Source organism: Streptomyces sp. KMM 9044, from assembly GCF_024701375.2.
Taxonomy (GTDB): domain Bacteria; phylum Actinomycetota; class Actinomycetes; order Streptomycetales; family Streptomycetaceae; genus Streptomyces.
On record NZ_CP113910.1, the window covers coordinates 3,373,755 to 3,393,429 of the forward strand.

Below are 19,675 nucleotides of genomic sequence, written 5' to 3' on the forward strand. Positions count from 1 at the left end.
CACCGACACCCCGGACTCCCGCCCTGACATGCGCACGTCCCGGCATCGAAGTGTTGCCGGGACGTTCGCGTTCCGAACCTCCGGCGAAGATCCACACCTGGGAACGGGCCGTCCCCGAAGACTCCTCACTCCTCGGCGGCGGCACCGCTCGAGGCGGCCGTCGCCTTCTTCGCCGCGGCCGTGGTCTTCTTCGCCGCGGTCTTCTTGGCGGCCGCCGTCTTCTTCGCCGGAGCCTTCTTGGCCGCCGCCGACTTGGCCGGGGCCTTCTTGGCCGGGGCCTTCTTGGCCGGGGCCTTCTTGGCCGTCTTCTTCGCCGTCTTCTTGGCGGGCCCCTTGGCACGCTTCTCGGCGAGCAGCTCGAACCCGCGCTCCTGGGTGATCGTCTCGACACTGTCGCCGGAGCGCAGGGTCGCGTTGGTCTCGCCGTCGGTGACGTACGGGCCGAAGCGGCCGTCCTTGACGACGACCGGCTTCTCGCTGACGGGATCGGTGCCCAGCTCCTTCAGCGGCGGCTTGGCCGCGGCCCGCCCACGCTGCTTGGGCTGGGCGTAGATCGCCAGCGCCTCCTCCAGCGTGATCGTGAAGAGCTGATCCTCGGACTGCAGCGACCGTGAGTCGGTGCCCTTCTTCAGATACGGCCCGTACCGGCCGTTCTGTGCGGTGATCTCCACGCCCTCCGCGTCGGCGCCCACCACGCGCGGCAGCGACATCAGCTTCAGCGCGTCCTCGAGCGTCACCGTGTCCAGGGACATCGACTTGAAGAGGGAGGCCGTGCGCGGCTTGACCGCGTTCTTGCCGGTCTTCGGGGTGCCCTCGGGGAGGACCTCCGTGACGTACGGGCCGTAACGGCCGTCCTTGGCGACGATCGGGTGACCCGTCGACGGGTCGGTGCCCAGCTCGAAGTCACCGCTCGGCTTGGCGAGCAGTTCCTCGGCGTACTCCACCGTCAGCTCGTCGGGCGCCAGGTCCTCGGGGACATCGGCGCGCTGGTGGTTCTCGGAGTCCTTCTCGCCGCGCTCGATGTACGGGCCGTAACGGCCGACCCGCAGCACTATGCCGTCGCCCACCGGGAAAGACGACACCTCGCGTGCGTCGATCGCGCCCAGGTCGGTCACCAGCTCCTTGAGACCGCCGAGGTGGTCCCCGTCGCCGTTGCCCGCCTCGGCCGCGCCGCTGCTGCTGCCGCCCGCGGGGAAGTCGCTGTCGGGGGCGCTCTCGCCGAAGTAGAACCGCTTGAGCCACGGCACGGACCGCGCCTCGCCGCGCGCGATGCGGTCGAGGTCGTCCTCCATGCGCGCGGTGAAGTCGTAGTCGACGAGTCGGCCGAAGTGCTTCTCCAGCAGGTTGACGACGGCGAAGGAGAGGAAGGACGGCACCAGGGCCGTGCCCTTCTTGAACACGTAGCCGCGGTCGAGGATCGTGCCGATGATCGACGCGTACGTCGACGGGCGGCCGATCTCCCGCTCCTCCAGTTCCTTGACCAGCGACGCCTCGGTGTAGCGGGCCGGGGGCTTGGTGGCGTGGCCGTCGGCCGTGATCTCCTCGGCGCTGAGGGGGTCGCCCTCGGTGACCTGCGGCAGCCGGCGCTCGCGGTCGTCGAGTTCGGCGTTCGGGTCGTCCGCGCCCTCGACGTAGGCCTTCAGGAAGCCGTGGAAGGTGATGGTCTTGCCGGACGCGGTGAACTCGACGTCGCGTCCGTCGACCGCCGCGCCACCGATCTTCACGGTGACGGAGTTGCCGGTGGCGTCCTTCATCTGGGAGGCGACGGTCCGCTTCCAGATCAGCTCGTAGAGCCGGAACTGGTCGCCGGTCAGGCCGGTCTCGGCAGGGGTGCGGAAGCGGTCGCCGGAGGGGCGGATCGCCTCGTGCGCCTCCTGCGCGTTCTTCACCTTGCCGGCGTAGGTGCGCGGCTGCGGCGGCAGGTAGTCGGCACCGTACAGCTGTGTGACCTGGGCGCGGGCGGCGGAGACCGCCGTCCCGCTCAGCGTCGTCGAGTCCGTACGCATGTAGGTGATGTAGCCGTTCTCGTACAGCTTCTGCGCGACCTGCATGGTGGACTTCGCACCGAAGCCGAGCTTGCGGCTCGCCTCCTGCTGCAGCGTCGTCGTACGGAACGGGGCGTACGGCGAGCGGCGGTACGGCTTGGACTCGACGGACCGCACGGAGAACCGGGTGTTCTCCAGGGCGGCGGCCAGGGCGCGGGCGTTCGCCTCGTCGAGCTGGAGGGTGTTCGCGCTCTTCAGCTGCCCCAGGGAGTCGAAGTCGCGACCCTGCGCGACGCGCCTGCCGTCGACGGACTGCAGACGGGCGACGAGCGTCGACGGGTCCGACGGGTCCCCGGCGCGGCCGGTCGCGAAGGTGCCGGTCAGGTCCCAGTACTCGGCGGAACGGAACGCGATGCGCTCACGCTCCCGCTCGACCACGAGCCGGGTGGCGACGGACTGGACACGGCCGGCGGACAGCCGGGGCATGACCTTCTTCCACAGGACCGGCGAGACCTCGTAGCCGTAGAGGCGGTCGAGGATGCGGCGGGTCTCCTGGGCGTCGACCAGCTTCTGGTTGAGCTGGCGCGGGTTGGCCACGGCCGCGCGGATCGCTTCCTTGGTGATCTCGTGGAAGACCATCCGCTTGACCGGGATCTTCGGCTTGAGCACTTCCTGCAGGTGCCAGGCGATGGCCTCGCCCTCGCGGTCCTCATCGGTGGCGAGGAAGAGTTCGTCGGATTCCTTCAGCAGGTCCTTGAGCTTCTTGACCTGGGCCCGCTTGTCGGCGTTGACCACATAGATCGGCTGGAAGTCATGGTCGACGTCCACACCGAGACGGCGGACCTCACCGGTGTACTTCTCGGGCACCTCCGCGGCGCCGTTGGGAAGGTCGCGGATATGCCCGACGCTCGCCTCGACGATATAGCCAGGGCCGAGATAGCCCTTGATCGTCTTCGCCTTGGCAGGCGACTCGACGATGACGAGTCGGCGGCCGCCCTTCGCGGTCTCGCTGGTCGGGGACAACTTCGCTCTTCTCTCCGGTCGACGCTGGGGCCTCTCCGGGCTCTCGTCCCGGGGTCGGGTCTGCATTCACGGCTCGTGACGCTGCGGAGTGTGACGGTACATCCCGCCCCCGTGTCAAACGGGAAAAGCCCGCAACGGCCACTCGAACGGTAACCCGACTTTCACCGTTCCTGCCGCCCGGACTGCCCAGACCCTGTCCGCCCCTATGCGGAGCGCGCCCTCTCGATTACCGGAACCCCCTGTTCGTCCACGCTCCTCGGCCGGACCTCAGAAGCGGGTGAGGCACCACACCCCGACGAGGAGGGAGGTCAGCGAGACGAGACTCGCGACGGTGACCGAGGCGACCGGGCTCACGCCCTGGGCCACGGGGCGGCGCCGGCGGACGCTGATCGCGATCCAGGCCAGCAGCCCGCCCCCGAACAGGCAGAACACCATCCCCGCGAAGATCGCCGGTCCGCTTTCCATGTCCCCCGAGCCCTTCTTCCCGGCCGCTGGCGCCGGCCCAGGGGTGAGGCTGGCACGCGCGAGCGGCGGGAAGGCGAACCGGAAGTGAACGCGGGGGCGGCGGCAGGTGTGACGGCGGCAGGTCTCGGTGAGGGTGTCCGAAACAACTCGGAAGTTGGCGGACCCACCACCCTCCCGAGCCTCTCCTCCCTCCCGGCTCCACGTCCGCTCTCCCGGGTCCCGGATCCGCCTCACGACCTCCCGATCCGCCCCCACCGTCATCAGGACCGGAGGTCCCGCACCGTCACCTCACCGGCTCCAGGAAGCCCTGCTCGACCAGCAGCCGGATCTGGGCGGGGGTGCGGTCGCGCAGCACGACCGGGTCCTCGCCGAGGAGCTGGGCGATGGCGTCGAGGATGCGGCCCGCGCTCATCGTGCCGTCGCTCACACCCGCGAAGCCTGCGCCGATGGTGTCCACCCGGGTGGCCCGGCGCATGCCGCGGTTCTGGCGCAGCACCACGTGCTCCGGGTCCTCCGCGCCGGGCAGCCCGACCTGCTCCTGCACCACCTCGGCGGCCAGTTTGAAGCGTGCTGCGAGCAGCGCCGCGTCGTCGTGCGTGCGGAGGTGGTCGAGCCGCTCGAAGTGGGCCCGCACCGTGTCCCCGAGCGGCTGCTCGACCGGATGCGGCCATTCCTCCGCCGTGACCGACGGCAGGTCGGCACCCGACTTGCGCAGCGTGATCCAGCCGAGGCCGACCGCCCTCACGCCGCGCGCCTCGAACTCGTCCAGCCAGGCGTCGTACCGCGCCCGGTACTCGGCCGTGTCACCGCGGTGGTCGCCGGCGTCCCGCAGCCACAGCTCGGTGTACTGACTGACGTCCTGCACCTCGCGCTGCACGATCCAGGCGTCGCACCCACGAGGCACCCACGACCTGAGCCTGTCCTGCCAGTCCTCCCCTTCGACGTGCTGCCAGTTGGCGAGGAACTGCGCGAACCCTCCGTCCCCGAGCCGTTCTCCCGCTTCCTGAACGAGCGTGCGGCACAGATCGTCCCCGCCCATACCGCCGTCGCGGTAGGTGAGCCGCGCGCCCGGCGAGATCACGAAGGGCGGGTTGGACACGATCAGGTCGTACTTCTCGTCCGCGCGGACCGGTGCGAACAGCGACCCTTCGCGCAGGTCGGTGGCCGGGGCCCCGGAGAGGGCCAGGGTGAGCGCGGTGATGTGCAGCGCGCGCGGGTTGACGTCGGTGGCCGTCACGCGCGTGGCGTGCCGGGTGGCGTGCAGTGCCTGGATGCCGGAGCCGGTACCGAGGTCGAGCGCGGAGGCCACGGGCGTGCGGACGGTGATGCCGGCCAGGGTCGTGGACGCCCCGCCGACGCCGAGGACGACGCCCGCGTGCGCACTGCCGATGCCGCCCGCGCCGCCGACCGCGCACCCGAGGTCGGACACGATGAACCAGTCCTCGTCCGCGGGCCCTCCGTACGGCCGTACGTCCACGGTCGCGGTGACGTCGCCCGCGCCGGCGCGGGCCAGCCACCCGTCCTCCAGGCAGGCGTCGACGGGCAGCACCTCCGCCGCGCGCGCGTGCGGAACGGGTTGCTGCAACAGGAACAGACGTACGAGCGTCTCCAGCGGGGTGTCTCCGCGCGTGGCCCGGAAGGCGGGCACGGTCTCGCTGCGGGCCAGCGCCGCGTACGCGGGGGCGCCGAGCAGTTCGAGCAGTCCGTCGGCGGTGAAGGAGGCCCCGAGCAGCGCGTCCCGGAGGCGGGCGGCGGTGTCGGGACGGTCGGACGAGGGCAGGGGTGACAGGCCGGTGTTACTCACACCCTCCATTGTGGCCGCCGCCCTCACCCCGCGCGTTCCGTGACCGCGACGACCGCCGCGGCGGTGGCCGCCGTGGTCACGAAGTGAGGGCGGCTGTGCGCCGGCGTGCGGTCAGCCCGTCGTGGACTGCGCCGAACCGGTGGCCGTCTTGCAGCTGGGCTGCCGGGCCATCGCCTCGCCGACCTCGCCCTCCTCCAGCGTCTTGAGGGCGTCGTTGCCGCTCTTGCTGAGCTTGTCCAGCTCGGCGGCGATGTCCTTCAGACCGTCGGCGAACTTCGCCTGGTCGTCGGTGTCGAGCCCGTCGACCTGCTTCTTCAGGGAGGCGTACGAGGTGGAGATGCTGTTGAGTTCCTTGACCGCGTCCGTCTGCTTCTTCTCGCCGTTCTCGACGTCCGGCGCCCCCGCCTTGGTCACGGCCGCGCCGATCGCCTTGTAGGCGTCGGACATGTCCTGGAAGGCTTTCGAGTCGGTCTTCCGGACCTCTTCCGGGGTGCTGTTGTCCGAGGTCTCCTTCTGGATCGCGGCGTTGGCGGCCTGGATCTTCTTCGCCTGCGGCTGTACCGCGCCGCAGACCTGGTCCGCCCAGGAGTCCAGCTTCTCGTTGTCGTCGTCGCCGCATCCCGTCAGCGTCAGTACCAGTACCGCACCGCTGGACAGCGCGGCCGCGAGCTTCTTGTTCACCGGATCGGCCCCTTCCATGACTCTCGGCCCCGGAACATACACGCCAGATGCGCGACATCTCCTCGAGAAGTGTCCGACAAGAACACCATTGAAGCCATTTACACCAGCGAGAGAAGGCTCACGACGAGAGGCGCGCAGCACACCGCACGGGCGGGCGGCGCGTCGTCAGAACGCGCCACCCGCCCGCACCTTGAACTGGGGCTCGGTGGCGTGCCTAGGAAACCACCGCCGGGTCGGCCGTCTTGGATCCCGGCTCGGCATCGTCTTCGTCTTCGTCTTCGTCTTCGTCACCCATGGCGATCCCGCGCCGTTTGGACACGTACACCGAGCCGACGATCACGGCCAGGGCGAGGACCGCGATCAGCACCCGTACGCCGACGTTCTTGTCCGCGCCGTAGGAGAACTGGATGACCGCGGGCGCGATGAGCAGCGCGACCAGGTTCATCACCTTCAGCAGCGGGTTGATGGCCGGTCCCGCGGTGTCCTTGAAGGGGTCGCCGACGGTGTCGCCGATGACGGTCGCCTCGTGGGCCTCGCTGCCCTTGCCGCCGTGATGGCCGTCCTCGACGAGTTTCTTCGCGTTGTCCCACGCTCCACCGGAGTTGGCGAGGAACACCGCCATGAGGGTGCCCGAGCCGATCGCGCCCGCGAGGAAGGCACCGAGCGCCCCGACACCGAGCGTGAACCCGATGAAGACGGGCGCCATCACAGCGAGCAGACCGGGCGTGGCAAGTTCGCGCAGGGCGTCCTTGGTGCAGATGTCGACGACCTTTCCGTACTCCGGTTTCTCGCTGTAGTCCATGATCCCGGGTTTCTCGCGGAACTGCCGCCGCACCTCGAAGACCACCGAACCCGCCGACCGCGACACCGCGTTGATCGCCAGTCCCGAGAAGAGGAAGACGACCGCCGCGCCCGCGATGAGCCCGACGAGGTTGTTGGGCTGCGAGATGTCCATCATCAGGCTCATCGGGGCGCCCTCCCCGCTGAGCCGTTCGCCCACGTCCCGTGCGCCGGTGGTGATGGCGTCGCGGTAGGAGCCGAACAGCGCCGCCGCCGCGAGAACCGCCGTGGCGATGGCGATGCCCTTGGTGATGGCCTTGGTGGTGTTGCCGACGGCGTCCAGGTCGGTGAGCACCTGGGCTCCGGCGCCCTCGACGTCGCCGGACATCTCTGCGATGCCCTGCGCGTTGTCGGAGACCGGCCCGAAGGTGTCCATCGCGACGATCACGCCGACCGTGGTGAGCAGGCCGGTACCCGCGAGCGCCACCGCGAACAGCGCCAGCATGATCGACGTACCGCCGAGCAGGAACGCCCCGTACACGCCGAGGCCGATCAGCAAAGCGGTGTAGACGGCCGATTCGAGCCCGAGGGAGATACCGGCGAGGACGACGGTGGCCGGGCCGGTGAGCGAGGTCTTCCCGATGTCCTTGACGGGGCGCCGGGTGGTCTCGGTGAAGTAGCCGGTGAGCTGCTGGATGAGGGCGGCGAGGACGATGCCGATGGCGACCGCGACGAGCGCGAGGATCCGCGGGTCGCCGTCCTTGCCCTGGACCGCCGCGTCGGTGACACCGTCGAGTTCGGCGTACGACGACGGCAGATAGACGAACACGGCGATCGCGACCAGGACGAGTGAGATCACCGCGGAGACGAAGAACCCGCGGTTGATCGCGCTCATACCGCTGCGGTCGGCGCGTCTGGGGGCCACCGCGAAGATACCGATCATCGCGGTGAGGACGCCGATCGCCGGCACGAGCAGCGGGAAGGCCAGTCCGGCGTCGCCGAAGGCGGCCGAGCCCAGGATCAGCGCGGCCACCAGCGTCACGGCGTACGACTCGAACAGGTCGGCCGCCATGCCCGCGCAGTCGCCGACGTTGTCACCCACGTTGTCGGCGATGGTCGCGGCATTGCGCGGATCGTCCTCCGGGATACCCTTCTCGACCTTGCCGACCAGGTCGGCCCCGACGTCGGCGGCCTTGGTGAAGATGCCGCCGCCGACCCGCATGAACATCGCGATGAGCGCGGCCCCGAGTCCGAAGCCCTCGAGCACCTTCGGCGCGTCGGCCGCGTACACGAGCACCACGCAGGCGGCACCCAGCAGGCCGAGCCCGACGGTGAACATGCCGACCACACCACCCGTACGAAAAGCGATCCTCATCGCTTTGTGCGAGACCGCGGTGAGATCCTTTTCCGGCTCGCCCGGAGCCGGTGTCGCCTCGCGGGCCGCCGCGGCGACTCGCACATTGGCGCGGACGGCGAGCCACATGCCGATATACCCGGTGGCCGCCGAGAACGCCGCTCCGATCAAGAAGAAACCCGATCGTCCGGCACGCTGGTTCCAGTCGTCCGCGGGCAGCAGCAGGAGCAGGAAGAACACGACTACGGCGAATACGCCGAGCGTGCGAAGCTGGCGGGCCAGATAGGCGTTCGCGCCTTCCTGGACCGCCGCGGCGATCTCCTTCATTTTGTCGGTGCCTTCGCCGGCCGCGAGCACCTGGCGCACCAGGACCCCCGCCACGGCCAGCGCTGCCAGTGCTACGAGCCCGATGACCACCACGAGCACACGGTTGCCGTCGGTCAGCACGGCAGCTGCGAGGGAGAGAGGTTGGCCCGGCTGATGTGAGAGCGAAAGCTCCGCCATTCGTCCTCCTTGACGCTTGGGCTGAGCTCAAGATGTGGACGGGATTGTAGATACCCGGGACCTGATCAAAACAGAGTGCGTTGAATGTGAACGGCCGTACATGTTCTTCACGCAATGATCGCCGGACAGCCCGGGAACCACAATCCGTCATGCCACTGAGGCATTCACCTGATCATTCACCTGATCAGGTGAATGATCAGGTGAATGATCCTTTCGGTGATCACACAAAAGCCTCTTCGATCACCTGGCTGATCGTGCATAAGTTCAAGCGGTGAACGACGCTGCGGACAGCCCGCCCAGGACCGCTCGTACGGTCCTGGGCACACAGGAGCGTGCACCCGAGAGGGGACCGCCCGGAGGAGACGGGGGGGCGGGACGGCCGGCACCAGAGGCCACTGTAGGCACGGGTGATCACACCCGCACGTGCCGAAGGGCCCCACGGATGGGGCCCTTCGGCACGAGTGAGTCGGATACGTCCGATCAGAGGGGTCAGACGGGGAAGGTGGCCGGCGGCGTGGTGGACCACCTCATGCGGATCGATCCGCCGTGCTCCCCGGCACTGACCTCGACATCGTCGACGAGTCCGCTGATGACCGCGAGGCCCATCTCGTCCTCCTCGATCTCGGCCTCGGTGCCCCCGGGCCCGTCGCCGGGCGCGCGCCCGCCGGGAACCGCGTGGGGCGCCTCGTCACCGACCTCGATGGAGAACTGCTTCTCCTCCTCGATCAGCAGCACCTTCACAGGGGCCGAGATACCGCCGTTCTGATGCAGTCCGACGGCACGCGTGCACGCCTCACCGACGGCCAGGCGGACCTCGTCGAGGACGGCCTCGTCCACTCCGGCCCTGCGCGCCACCGCTGCCGCCACCAGACGGGCGGTCCTGACATGCTCGGGCAGCGCGCTGAAGCGGAGCTCAACGGTGGCCATGCATCCCCCTCGCGATACTTCGGGCGTGCTGTGGGGAGGGACCGGGCCGCCGAAGCACCCGATCCTCCTCGTACTTCACTGCTGCTCCCGGGCGCGGACGCCCGGGACCGGTGATCAGTCGGTGGCCGCCACCGCTTCCTCGACCGAGGTGTGGATCGGGAACACCTTGGTGAGGCCGGTGATACGGAAGATCTTGAGAATGCGCTCCTGGTTGCAGACCAGGCGCAGCGAGCCCTCGTGGGCACGCACACGCTTCAGGCCGCCGACCAGCACGCCGAGTCCGGTTGAATCCAGGAAGTCCACACCCTCCATGTCGACGACAAGGTGGAAACTGCCGTCATTCACCAGCTCGACCAGCTGCTCGCGCAACTTGGGCGCGGTATATACGTCGATTTCGCCACCGACCCTGACGATCGTGCGATCGCCCATGGTCTCGGTCGACAGGGACAGGTCCACGGATCCTCCAGCACCTAGCTTTCGAGCGGTCGCCCTTGGGGCATCTCGGCTCAGCCCCCGGGACGGTTCGCCAGCCGCGATGGCATTCAATCACTTACCGGCAGGCATGCACGACGCCTTGGCCCCATTGTCCGTCATGCCGGTGACAGACTCGGTGCCGATGGCCAAGAATCTCCGACCCGATCGGCCCCCGGCGGACAGTGCACTCCAGCCCTCGCCGGGGGCGCTCCTCGACCGGCTTGCGGCCGGGCCGAGCAGGGCTTCGCGCATTACTCATACGGAGCACTTGCCCCCGCGCGCGGGTCGCCATGCCGTCTGGCCCGACCGGATCCGGGCTGAGGTGCTTGCCGCCGTGCAGGTCACGGGCATCGACCATCCGTGGGCCCACCAGGCACGCACCGCCGAACACGCTCTCGACGGCGAGTCCGTCGTGGTCGCCACCGGTACCGCCTCCGGCAAGTCCCTGGCGTATCTCACACCCGTCCTGTCGTCGCTCCTGGACGGCTCCGAGGCCCCGAACGGCCGCGGCGCGACCGCGCTGTACCTGGCCCCCACGAAGGCCCTGGCGGCCGACCAGTGCCGTGCTGTGAAGGAACTTTCACAACCTTTGGGCCATTCGGTGCGCGCGGCGGTCCACGACGGTGACACCCCGTTCGAGGAACGCGAGTGGACCCGCCAGTACGCCAACTACGTCCTGACCAACCCGGACATGTTGCACCGGAGCATCCTCCCGTCCCACACCCGCTGGTCCTCCTTCCTGAAATCTCTGAAGTACGTCGTCGTCGACGAGTGCCACACCTACCGGGGCGTCTTCGGCTCGCACGTCGCCCAGGTGCTGCGCCGACTACGCCGACTCTGCGCCCGCTACGGCGCCTCGCCCGTGTTCCTGCTCGCCTCCGCGACCGCCGCCGAGCCCGCGGTCTCCGCCCGCCGCCTCACCGGCCTGCCGGTGGTCGAGGTCACCGACGACGCCTCACCTCGCGGTGAACTGGTGTTCGCCCTCTGGGAACCTCCGCTGACCGGGCTGCACGGCGAGAAGGGCACCCCCGTCCGGCGTACGGCCACCGCCGAGGCCGCCGACCTGATGACCGACCTCACCGTCCAGGGCGTCCGCTCGGTCACCTTCGTGCGCTCCCGGCGCGGCGCCGAGCTGATCTCGGTGATCGCCCAGGAACGTCTCGCCGAGGTCGACCGCTCGCTTGCCCGGCGGGTGGCGGCCTACCGGGGCGGCTATCTCCCCGAGGAGCGCCGCGCCCTCGAACGTGCCCTGCACTCCGGTGAACTCCTCGGACTCGCCGCGACGAACGCCCTGGAGCTCGGTGTGGACGTCTCCGGCCTGGACGCCGTGGTGATCGCCGGCTATCCGGGAACCCGGGCTTCCCTGTGGCAGCAGGCGGGCCGCGCCGGCCGGTCGGGGCAGGGTTCCCTCGCCGTCATGGTCGCCCGCGACGACCCCCTGGACACCTTCCTCGTCCATCACCCCGAGGCCCTGTTCGACCGGCCCGTGGAATCCACCGTCCTCGACCCCGACAACCCCTACGTGCTCGCCCCGCACCTGTGCGCGGCGGCCGAGGAACTGCCGCTGACCGACGAGGACCTGGCACTTTTCGGACCGGCCACCGAGGAGTTGCTGCCACAGCTGGAGGCCGCGAAGCTGCTCCGCCGCCGGACGAAGGCCTGGCACTGGACCCGCAGGGAACGGGCCGCCGACCTGACCGACATCCGCGGGGAGGGCGGCCGTCCCGTCCAGGTCGTCGAGGACGGGACGGGACGGCTGCTCGGCACGGTGGACGCCGGCGCCGCGCACACGACCGTCCACGAGGGCGCGGTCCACCTGCACCAGGGCCGCACGTATCTCGTCCGCTCCCTCGATCTGGAGGATTCCGTCGCCCTGGTCGAGCAGGCCGCTCCGGCCTACACGACGGTCGCCCGCGATACGACGTCGATCTCCGTACTGGAGACGGACACCGAGATCCCGTGGGGTGAGGGCCGCCTGTGCTTCGGCTCCGTCGAGGTCACCAACCAGGTGGTCTCCTTCCTGCGTCGACGTGTCATCACCGGCGAGGTGCTGGGCGAGACGAAACTCGACCTGCCGCCCCGCACGCTGCGCACCCGCGCGGTGTGGTGGACGGTCACCGAGGACCAGTTGGACCGGGCCCGGATCCACCCGGAGATCCTCGGCGGCGCCCTGCACGCCGCCGAGCACGCGTCGATCGGCATGCTGCCCCTCTTCGCGACCTGCGACCGCTGGGACATCGGCGGGGTCTCCGTCCCCCTGCACCCCGACACCCTGCTGCCCACCGTCTTCGTCCACGACGGTCATCCGGGCGGGGCCGGCTTCGCCGAGCGCGCCTTCCACACCGCCGGCGACTGGCTCACCGCCACCCGGCAGGCGATCGCCTCCTGCGAGTGCGAGGCCGGGTGTCCGTCCTGCATCCAGTCCCCCAAGTGCGGCAACGGCAACGAGCCCCTGCACAAGCGGGGTGCGGTACGGCTCCTCACGGTGCTGCTGGAGGGGGCACCGGCGAAGGAGGGCGGGGTGGGGAAGAGCGAGGCGGGGCGGGCGGGCCCGACGGGCGGTATGGCGACGGGGGCCGGCCAGGGGTGAGCGGCAGCGGGGGCCAGCGGACCGGCCGGTCCCGCCCGCGCCCTGACCTCCGCCTCGAACAGTGCTCGTCCCGCGGCCACCGACACGTCCGAGACCTCGCCCTCAAGGGTGCACCGCACCAGACGCGTGCCCTGCGCCCCGGCCACCCGGTCGGCCCGCGCGCAGGCCGTCGCCGTACCGTCCATCCACCGGTCCGCCGCCGCCAGGGCGGCGAGGTCCGCGCCGCCGGCAGCCCGGTGCCGGATCACGACGGCCTGCCCCAGGGCGAGGACGACGCCGAAGACGACACACAGCACGGCGATCGCCCCGACGCTCCAGACGGTCGCGGAGCCCCGGTCGGAGCCCTGTCCTGAGTGCCGGTGCCGGCCTGGGAACCGGGCCGGGTGCCGGCGGCTCCCCGGAGGCCGGCCGCCGTCCCGGTGACGGGCGGACTCCCAGCAGCAGCCGGTGCCCCGGTACCGGTCGGGCTCCCGGTGACGGTCGCCGTCCGGGCCGAAGCCCCGCCCGGACCCGGCTGCCTCCCGCCCTGCCTGTGCCGCGCGCCCTCCGACACACTCCCCACCCCCACGGCGCTCGGCCCTCCGGTCCGACGGACCGGCTCCACGCCCCCGCTCACGCTCGCGGCCACGAATCCGGCCGCTCCGCCGTCGCCGCCTGCCGCGGATCTCGTGCTTCACGTGCCCGCCCCCACCGTCTCCTCCACGGCCGCCACCGCCTCCTCCCGTACGTCGAAGGGCAGCCCGTGCAGCAGCGGGAACCTGGCCACGACGATCACGCGAACGTGCGTCGCCTCCCGACGCACGGTGACCTCCGCGCCGGACGGCGCCGCCCGGCGGGCCACCTCGACGACCGCACCGGGGGAATCCTGCCGGGCCGCCGCGCGGGCACCGGTGCGGGCCGCATCCACGCACTGGATCTGCGCCGCCACCACCAACAGCCCCCACACCAGCGCCATCGCGAACAGCACCAGCACGGGCAGCACCATCGCCGACTCCGCCGTCACGAAGCCACGGTCCGAGCGCTGTTCACATGTCGCCATCGAGCGCCTGCTCCACGATCTTCGTCAGCGCCTCGTCGACCGGGCCGCTCGTGACCACCTTGTAGAGCACGACGGCGAACGCCACCGCCGCCACGATGCCCATGGCGTACTCGGAAGTGACCATTCCGGCGTCCTTCCGTGCCGCGCGCCCCCTGCACAACAGGGCATACAACCGCGCCCGTACCACCTGTACCACCTGCACCACCTGATACATCTCAACTCCCCTACGTAAATGTTCTGTTGAAACACCATTTGGTTGTCTGACGGTTCGTCCCGCCGCCGTTTCGCTTCCCTCCCGTCATCGACCGCCCCCTCCCAGCACCCCGCCGGCGAGTCCGATCACCACGGGCAGCACGCCCACCGCGACGAAGGCGGGAAGGAAGCACAGCCCGACCGGCGCGGTGACCATGACGGCGGCCCGCCGTGCCCGTGCCGTCGCCTCGCGGGCCCACTGCGCCCGGGACTCCACGGCGAGCCGTGCGACGGGCGCGGCCATGGGGAGTCCGGACACGTCGGCCCGTTCCAGCAGCCGGGCCAGGGCCGTGGCTCCCCGCACGGCGGCCAGCCGGCTCCATGCCGCGCCCGGTTCCCCACCGAGCCGTACCTCCGCCGCGCCTCTGGCCAACGCGTCCCCGACCGGCCCGCCCAGGGCCTCGCCGACGGCCTGCGCGGCGGTTACGGGCCCGGCTCCGGCCGCGATGCAGGCGGCCAGCAGATCTGCGGCAAGGGGCAGTTGCCGTGCCGCACGGGCCTGCGCGCGTTCCCGCTCGTCCGCGGCGGCCGCCGTCTGCCGCAGGCGCCATCGCCACAGCCCGGCGGCGCAGGCCAGCCCGACCAGTACTCCGGTGGGACCGCCCACCAGCAACCAGCCCGCGCAGGCCACGCCCGCCGAGGGCAGCCAACCGCGCGCGCCTCCCGGCACGGTGAGGCGTGGCCGGGCGGCCTCCTGTTCCACGGCCAGCGTCTCGGCCAGCCGTCGTCGCAGCCGGTGCTCGCACCGCGCGTGGCGCAGCCACCAGGCCGGCCAGCCGAACGCCAGCGCCGTCCCCACGACAACCCCCAGTCTGTGGACAGCCTCGACGCTCATACCGACGCCTCCTCGGCACCCCGCATGATCCGCAGCACCCACCACAACCCCAGGCCCTCCAGGACCCCGCCGGCCACGAGACAGCCGAGCCCCGACGGGGTGTGCAGGAGGATGCGCAGGGGGTCGGCCCCGAGTGCGGCACCGAGCCCGAGCCCCAGGGCGGGGAGCCCGGCGAGCATCACCGCTGTGGCGCGGGCACCGGCCAACTGGGCGCGCAGGTCGGCACGCTGGTCCCGTTCGGCACACAGCGCCGCTTCCAGCCTGTCCAGTCCGGCCGCGAGCCCCGCCCCCTGGTCCACGGCGACCCGCCAGCACGCGGCGAGTCCCCGGAGCCCTTCGGCGCCCGGCTGCCGTGCCGCCACCGCGAGCCCCTCCGGGACGTCCCCGCCGAACCGTGCCGCCGCCAGCACCGCCGCCCGGGCGTCACCGAGCCCGCCGGAGTCCCGCACGGCCGGTGACAGTGCCTCACCCGGCTGCCGCCCTGCGCGCACCTCCCCGGCGAGTGCTCCGCACAGTGCGATCACCGCGTCGCCCCGGCGCGCATGGGCCCGGCGCTCCCCAGCGGCCAGCCGCAGCCGCCGCAGCAACGGCACCCCGGCCGCGCCCGCGACGAGCGGCAGCGCCGACGCGCCCAGCAGCGCGAACGCCGCCCCGGCGGCCAGAGCCCACCATTCGGCCCGCAGCCTTCCCCGGATGCGTCCCCACGCGCGGATCACCCGGGGCCATCCCGGCGGCCCGCTCCCGACCGCTCCCCCGCCGGCCAGCAGCAGCCGCGCCCGCCTGGCTCCGGCCCGCCGGCCGCCCAGCAGCCACACGGCGGCCCCGAGGCACGCCACGGCCGTCCCCATCGACATCCCGGCGGTCCCGTTCACCCTCGGTCCCCTCTCGCCATCTGCTGCCTCCACCCGTTCGACGGCCGCTCGTTCAAGGCCCTTTCACCCAGAGGACGACCTCCCGCGAGCCGCCCGCTCACAGTCCGCCGCCGTCGGCGCCGCCGCTGCGGAGCAGGTCCCGCAGCCGCTCCCATCCCCTCTCGGGGACGAAGGCGTCGGAACCCCAGCGCAGGGCGGGCACGGTCCGCACCAGCCCCGACGAGTCCCGTTCCAGCACGTGCACCTCAGCGATCCGCCGCCGGCCGGTCCGGTCGCGGATGAGGTGCAGCACCACGGACAGGGCGGCCGCCAGCTGGCTGTGCAGTCCGAAACGGTCGAGCCCGGCCGCCGTGCCGAGTGCCTCAAGCCGGGCGGGGACGTCCGCGGCGGCATTGGCATGGACGGTCCCGGCACCCTCGTGTCCGGTGTTGAGGGCTGCCAGCAGATGGACCACCTCGGGGCCGCGCACCTCACCCACGACCAGTAGATCCGGCCGCATCCGCAGCGCCTGGCGCACCAGGTCCTCGAGCGTGACGAGCCCGGCGCCCTCCTGGTTAGCGGGCCGGGTTTCCAGGCGTACGACGTGCGGATGGTCGGGCCTCAGTTCGGCCGAGTCCTCGGCGAGGACGATCCGCTCGTCCGGACCGACCAGCCCCAGCAGTGCGCTGAGCAAGGTCGTCTTACCGGTCCCCGTGCCGCCGCTGACCAGGAAGGACAGCCGTGCGTCGAGCAGTGCGCGCAGAATCCGGTCGCCGCCCGGCGGCACCGTGCCGGCCGCCGTCAGTTCGTCCAGGGAGAAGGCGCGGGGCCGTACGACGCGCAGCGACAGGCAGGTGCAGCCGACGGCCACCGGGGGCAGCACGGCGTGGAGCCGCGTCCCGTCGGGCAGTCGCGCGTCGACCCAGGGCCGGGCGTCGTCCAGACGCCGGCCGGCCACGGCGGCGAGCCGCTGGGCGAGCCTGCGTACGGTCATCGCGTCCGGGAAGGAGACGCCCGTCAGCTCCAGTCCGCCGCCCCGGTCCACCCAGACCCGGTCGGGTGCCGACACGAGCACGTCGGTGACCGACCGGTCGGCGAGGAGCGGGTCCAGCGGTCCGCTGCCGATCAGTTCGGACCGCAGGTGTTCCGCGGCGCCCAGCACTTCGGCGGCACCGAGCACCCGCCCCTGCTCCCGCAGGGCCTGAGCCACCCGCGCGGGCGTCGGTTCGGACCCGCTCTCCGCCAGCCACCGCCGTACCCCGTCGAGCAGTCCTGGGGGCATTCCCGGCCCACTCCCGGCGACGCTCACCGGCGTACCGGACGTGCCTCCCGCCGCCGGCGCCCCGGTCCTGTGCCCCGCCGCCCCGGCGCTGCGGAAGCCCGCGGAAGTCACACCGCCGCTGCCGCCGACCGGAGCCACATCCCCGAACCCGGTCGGCGGCGCACCACACCTCTCCGCGGGCAGCGTGCCCTCCCGGCCGCCCACCGGCGTCCCGTGCGGCCTCTCCGGCCTCTGACGTCCTCCGGTGTTCATGCGGCCCTCGCCTCCACCAGCGCCCGCTCCCAGAACTCCTTGCAGAACCGGGCCAACGGGCTCCGGCTCGACGCCCCTGGCGGCCGCCCCGAGCCGGGCGGTCGCTGCAGGCCGGGCTCGACGGGTACGTCGCCGACGAGAGGCAGTCCGAGCAGCCGGGCCACCTCGCGGTCGTCGAGGCCGGGCGCGTACGGACCGCGCACCGCCACCCGCAGGTCGCGCAGGACCATGCCGACGGCGGAGACGACGCGCCCGGCCGCCGCGACGGCGCGCAGTTCGGCGGGGACCACCAGGAGCCCGAGGTCGAGTTGCGCGAGGATCTCGGCCACCCCGCCGTCGACGCGCCGCGGCAGGTCGACCACGACCGTGCCGCCCCCGCGCCGGGCCGCGGCGAGCACCGCCCGTACGGCCTGCGGCGGCACGGTGACGCAGTCGCCGCGGTCCCAGCTGAGCACGCGCAGGGAGTGCAGTTCGGGCAGCGACTCCTCCAGCGCGCCGCAACCGACCCGCCCCCGTGAGGCGGCGAAGGCGGGCCAGCGCAGCCCTTCCGCCGTTTCGCCGCCGAGGACCACGTCGAGTCCGCCGCCCAGCGGATCCGCGTCCACCAGGAGGGTGCGCAGTCCCTCACGCGCCGAAGTGACGGCGAGCGCGCACGCGAGCGTGGAGGCGCCGGCCCCGCCCCGGCCGCCGAGGACGCCGACGGTCAGGGCCGGCCGGCCCACGCCCTCGGCCACGTCGGCGATGCGGTCGACCAGCCACTGCTCGCCGTCGGGCAGCATCAGCACATGGTCGGCGCCGATCTCGACGGCCCGGCGCCAGACCCCGGAGTCGTCCTGGTCGCGGCCGACCAGCACCACTCCGCGCCGCCGCGCGGCATCGCGCACGCGCCGCGCGGCGTCGTCCCCGACGAGGACGAGCGGGGCGGCCTCCCATCTGCCTCGCTGCTCGGGCACCCCGTGGTGGACCTCCGGGGTGGCACCGGCCGCCGCGCACAGGCGCAGCAGGTCGTCGAGAAGCCCGGTGTCCTCGGTGACGATCAGCGGTCCGCCCTGCCTGCTTCCTCCGGCGGCGGGCGGTGGATCGTGTGTGACGGTTCCTGCCATTTTCTTCCCTCTTCGCTGCATCACGCGACGCCTCTGCGGCCCCGCGATTCCCATATGTGTGAAGAACCGGCAAGCGGTCTCCATATGAACGGCCGACAGAAACCGGCCGTACGTGACTCGACAAACGGAACGGGCGGTGAACTCGCCACGAGCGGGGCGCGCTGGAATCACGGTGCAGCGATCCGGAAAATCGTGTGGATCTTGGTCAAAAACTGTGGACGGTCCGACGCTTGTGAATATCGCCGTCACCCATACCGGTGAGCCCCGAGCGACCCTCAGGGAATCCCGCAGAGCACCACTTCGGCTACACAGAGGTACATATCGTGACCATGACAACTTGTGAGGGCGTGACCGCCCGGCGACGTCTCAGCCGTGACGAGAAGGAGGAAAACCCACCCGGACATGCGACGACCCCCGCCGGGGGGGGAGAGCGGGGGTCGTCCCCACGGCCGACTCGGGGGGGGGAGGAGCCGGACCGGGTTAGCACGGTCGCGAACGATCCGTGACTCCCATGGTGTACCCGAGAGCCTTCTCAGGCAAGCCCACGCGCCACACCTTACGCCGAATGGACTGCGCCTATGCTCAGGGACGTGGAAAACCACTCACTGCCCCGTACAGCCGCCTTCTTCGATCTGGACAAGACGGTCATCGCGAAGTCGAGCACGCTCACGTTCAGCAAGTCGTTCTACCAAGGCGGCCTGATCAACCGCAGGGCAGTCCTGCGTACCGCATACGCCCAGTTCGTCTTCCTGGCCGGCGGTGCCGACCACGACCAGATGGAGCGGATGCGCAAGTACCTGTCCGCACTGTGCCGCGGCTGGAACGTCCAACAGGTCAAGGAGATCGTCGCCGAGACCCTGCACGACCTGATCGACCCCATCATCTACGACGAGGCCGCCACCCTCATCGAGCAGCACCACACCGCCGGCCGCGACGTGGTGATCGTGTCCACCTCGGGCACCGAGGTCGTCGAGCCGATCGGCGAACTGCTGGGCGCGGACCGGGTCGTCGCCACCCGCATGGTCGTGGGCGACGACGGATGCTTCACCGGAGAGGTGGAGTACTACGCGTACGGGCCGACGAAGGCCGAGGCGGTCAGGGAGCTGGCCGAGTCGGAGGGCTACGACCTCGCCCGCTGCTACGCCTACAGCGACTCGGCGACCGATGTGCCGATGCTGGAGTCCGTGGGGCACCCGCACGCCGTGAACCCGGACCGGGCCCTGCGCCGCGAAGCCGTCGCGCGCGAGTGGCCGATCCTGGACTTCCACCGGCCCGTCCGGCTCAAGCAGCGCATCCCCGCGCTCTCCGTCCCGCACCGTCCGGCTCTCGTGGCGGTGGCCGCCATAGGAGCCGCCGCGGCCACCGCGGGCCTGGTCTGGTACACCAGCCGACGCCGCGCACCGGTGGCCTGACCGGGCACAGTGAAGGCGCCCGCGGGTGCCGGTCTCCGTCCGGCACATCGGCTCCCGACCGG

Annotated in this window: 15 protein-coding genes and 1 pseudogene; 2 read left to right on the forward strand and 14 right to left on the reverse strand. The window is 71.5% G+C overall.

The features are described 5' to 3' along the window. Window positions 1-125 precede the first annotated feature (125 nt). From topA to bldG, 7 genes are all read right to left on the reverse strand, one after another. Window positions 126-3,008, reverse strand: a complete 2,883-nt coding sequence (gene topA, locus HUV60_RS15115) for a type I DNA topoisomerase (protein WP_257850756.1) — start codon at window positions 3,006-3,008, stop codon at window positions 126-128. 267 nt (window positions 3,009-3,275) lie between these two features. Beyond that, on the reverse strand, window positions 3,276-3,473 hold the full coding sequence (locus tag HUV60_RS15120) for a hypothetical protein (RefSeq protein ID WP_257850755.1): 198 nt from the start codon (window positions 3,471-3,473) through the stop codon (window positions 3,276-3,278). 283 nt (window positions 3,474-3,756) lie between these two features. After that, the gene (locus HUV60_RS15125; RefSeq protein WP_257850754.1) at window positions 3,757-5,286 is read right to left on the reverse strand and encodes a N5-glutamine methyltransferase family protein; all 1,530 of its coding nucleotides are present in this window, start codon (window positions 5,284-5,286) and stop codon (window positions 3,757-3,759) included. A gap of 102 nt (window positions 5,287-5,388) precedes the next feature. Next, entirely contained in the window at window positions 5,389-5,976 is a 588-nt protein-coding gene (locus tag HUV60_RS15130) for a small secreted protein (protein ID WP_257850752.1), read from the reverse strand. Window positions 5,977-6,172: 196 nt separating this feature from the next. Continuing rightward, window positions 6,173-8,596: a sodium-translocating pyrophosphatase gene (locus HUV60_RS15135; RefSeq protein WP_257850751.1), complete on the reverse strand. Its 2,424-nt coding sequence runs from the start codon at window positions 8,594-8,596 to the stop codon at window positions 6,173-6,175. Between the two features lie 489 nt (window positions 8,597-9,085). Further along, window positions 9,086-9,523 (reverse strand): ATP-binding protein, encoded by a 438-nt coding sequence (locus HUV60_RS15140; protein WP_257850750.1) that lies wholly within the window; start codon window positions 9,521-9,523, stop codon window positions 9,086-9,088. A gap of 114 nt (window positions 9,524-9,637) precedes the next feature. Further along, window positions 9,638-9,979: an anti-sigma factor antagonist BldG gene (gene bldG / locus HUV60_RS15145; protein WP_003991900.1), complete on the reverse strand. Its 342-nt coding sequence runs from the start codon at window positions 9,977-9,979 to the stop codon at window positions 9,638-9,640. A gap of 79 nt (window positions 9,980-10,058) precedes the next feature. Between bldG and HUV60_RS15150 the strand changes: the two genes are divergently transcribed. Continuing rightward, entirely contained in the window at window positions 10,059-12,587 is a 2,529-nt protein-coding gene (locus HUV60_RS15150) for a DEAD/DEAH box helicase (RefSeq protein ID WP_257850749.1), read from the forward strand. An 86-nt stretch (window positions 12,588-12,673) separates the two neighbouring features. Here the strand turns inward: HUV60_RS15150 and HUV60_RS33920 are convergent. The 7 genes and pseudogenes from HUV60_RS33920 to ssd form a co-directional block, all read right to left on the reverse strand. Further along, window positions 12,674-13,264: pseudogene (locus HUV60_RS33920) on the reverse strand (Rv3654c family TadE-like protein); the annotation flags it as partial. Further along, on the reverse strand, window positions 13,261-13,626 hold the full coding sequence (locus HUV60_RS15160) for a TadE family type IV pilus minor pilin (protein ID WP_257850748.1): 366 nt from the start codon (window positions 13,624-13,626) through the stop codon (window positions 13,261-13,263). The pseudogene HUV60_RS33920 and the gene HUV60_RS15160, both read right to left, overlap by 4 nt. Beyond that, window positions 13,613-13,822, reverse strand: a complete 210-nt coding sequence (locus tag HUV60_RS15165) for a DUF4244 domain-containing protein (RefSeq protein WP_257851718.1) — start codon at window positions 13,820-13,822, stop codon at window positions 13,613-13,615. The genes HUV60_RS15160 and HUV60_RS15165 overlap by 14 nt, the downstream gene beginning before the upstream one ends. 102 nt (window positions 13,823-13,924) lie before the next feature. Next, window positions 13,925-14,713, reverse strand: coding sequence for a type II secretion system F family protein (locus HUV60_RS15170; RefSeq protein ID WP_257850747.1), 789 nt, complete (start codon window positions 14,711-14,713; stop codon window positions 13,925-13,927). Next, on the reverse strand, window positions 14,710-15,561 hold the full coding sequence (locus HUV60_RS15175; protein WP_257851716.1) for a type II secretion system F family protein: 852 nt from the start codon (window positions 15,559-15,561) through the stop codon (window positions 14,710-14,712). Before HUV60_RS15175 ends, HUV60_RS15170 begins: the two co-directional genes overlap by 4 nt. 121 nt (window positions 15,562-15,682) lie before the next feature. Then, window positions 15,683-16,846: a TadA family conjugal transfer-associated ATPase gene (locus HUV60_RS15180; RefSeq protein ID WP_257850746.1), complete on the reverse strand. Its 1,164-nt coding sequence runs from the start codon at window positions 16,844-16,846 to the stop codon at window positions 15,683-15,685. 248 nt (window positions 16,847-17,094) lie between these two features. Further along, window positions 17,095-18,201 carry a septum site-determining protein Ssd gene (gene ssd / locus HUV60_RS15185; RefSeq protein ID WP_257850745.1) on the reverse strand — a complete coding sequence of 369 codons (1,107 nt, stop codon included), beginning with the start codon at window positions 18,199-18,201 and terminating at the stop codon, window positions 17,095-17,097. A 578-nt stretch (window positions 18,202-18,779) separates the two neighbouring features. On the opposite strand from ssd, the gene HUV60_RS15190 reads away from it, so the two are divergent. After that, on the forward strand, window positions 18,780-19,613 hold the full coding sequence (locus HUV60_RS15190; protein WP_257850744.1) for an HAD family hydrolase: 834 nt from the start codon (window positions 18,780-18,782) through the stop codon (window positions 19,611-19,613). Window positions 19,614-19,675 lie beyond the last annotated feature (62 nt).